The organism is Arsenophonus nasoniae DSM 15247, from assembly GCF_000429565.1.
Classification (GTDB): domain Bacteria; phylum Pseudomonadota; class Gammaproteobacteria; order Enterobacterales; family Enterobacteriaceae; genus Arsenophonus; species Arsenophonus nasoniae.
The window spans coordinates 1-1,691 of record NZ_AUCC01000213.1; the positions used below are offsets into that span (position 1 = coordinate 1).

Here is a 1,691-nt window from a genome sequence, read left to right on the forward strand (position 1 = left end):
AGATAGATATCATTTTTGAAATGTGTTAAGGCTCAAAGAATATTGAGCCTTTTAAATGATTTACTGGTTAATCTTTTCGATACTCAACCTTGCATTTTTCCAGTACAAAAATAAACAAACGTACCTGAAACATAGCTAGTAAGTTATTGAGTGAATAAAAATTTAATTTAACTTTGATGTCTTCCAGTGTTTGATTGATTGCTGGATAGCTAACAGAACGTAGGTGAGCGATTTCCCCTTGAGATAGTCCAAGACAGAACAATATTGCGGTTTCAAACTGGGCTGGCGTTAGTTCTGGAAACACGTCATGTAATTCAGTAACGTTAGTTAAATCGAAGGTTCTCATGCTAAGCCCTCCATCACAGGCTTACGTCCAGCCCAGATTAGCCGATCGTCCTTGAATAGCACGTTGAATATACGACGGTCATTGCGAGTGAATGAGACTTTGCTAGAAGGTGTATTGGAGTTTCTAGGGATGATCCAGTAGGTATCAATGAATTTGGAGCAAGGTTTGGTAATAGCCATAGTTAAGGCCTCTTGTGTAAGTTCATAAGAACTTGCCTCTCGATTCCAAACGAGGTGGCAAGACGTAACAGAGTTGGAATACTGGTACACAAGAAACCAGCGAGCCTTACAGCTCCCCCGCTACGCCCTGCCATAATGCGGACGTAACTTAGGCTTTTAACGAACATAAAAAAACCGCTTATAGCGGCATATGTCCGCTTGTGTACTAGGGATTCCAAACCCAACACTAGATTTTTCTAGTGCTCTTTAAGCATAGCTAATTTTTAAACTTATAAGCAATATGTTTTTAGCAGTTAACTTTGGTTTTCAAATTTATTTAATTCTTCATCAGATAAACCAGTAGAAATTTTTACCGTATTACGATCTACTCCATTAGCTAAAAACTGTTTAGCTAACTCAATCTTAGTTTTTTGTATACCTTGTTGAATGCCTTTTTGTATTCCAATCTCTTCAATTTGTTGAGCAATAGTCATAAGTGCTCCTTCGTGTTTTTCTGCTTGTTTGGCTATGTTGGTGATAAATTCCATTGGCCTTTGTGCATTCCCTTCTTGGATTAGATAGTTAAACATCGTGATGACTTGATTATCAGTATAATAATTATACGACAACAGTTTAACAATGCTATCGAGTAGCTCGGTCATATCCCGTCTTCGAATGTGTTTTTGGAGTAACTCAAGCAACGCTATTCGCTTGTGTTGCATGATTTCGCCATCGTCAAGCGTGGTGACATCAGCTAATTTAAAGGGATTGTTATAGATGCTTTCTGCCAGCTTTCTGTCTTCAAAGCAATCAAGCCAATGAGTGCTATAGGGATGAGGGCTTTGTTCACCGCAATAAAACAGAATAGGGAATACCAACGGTAATTGCTTGTTTCCGTCCTCTAGATGTTTCTGCATGGCAGCAAGGCTATAGCGCATAAGTCGCCATGCAATGAGTTTATCAGGCGTGGATTGGTGCTCTATGAGAACATAGATATATCCACTTCCCTTCGTTGTACTGACTGAATAGAGAATATCACTCTGGTAATTTTTCATCTCGCTATCGATAAATGAGCCAGATTCCATCTTAAGCGAATCCAAGTCACACAGCGCTTTAATCTCATCGGGTAACCAAATATCAAAGAAATCTTTTGCTGTCTCTTTCTCACTTAAAAACTGCTTGAATAC

General features: G+C 38.8%; 2 protein-coding genes. Both read right to left on the bottom strand.

Translation table 11 applies throughout. The features are described 5' to 3' along the window. Positions 1 to 67: 67 nt before the first annotated feature. Positions 68 to 346, bottom strand: a complete 279-nt coding sequence (locus G468_RS0117580) for a helix-turn-helix transcriptional regulator (protein WP_026824102.1) — start codon at positions 344 to 346, stop codon at positions 68 to 70. A 472-nt stretch (positions 347 to 818) separates the two neighbouring features. Beyond that, on the bottom strand, positions 819 to 1,691 hold an 873-nt coding region (locus G468_RS21885), incomplete at its 5' end, for an Rpn family recombination-promoting nuclease/putative transposase (RefSeq protein WP_034250471.1).

Bases quoted from the DNA above. Each gene is read 5' to 3' on its own strand.
- G468_RS0117580 (WP_026824102.1), bottom strand. From the start codon at position 346: ATGAGAACCTTCGATTTAACTAACGTTACTGAATTACATGACGTGTTT.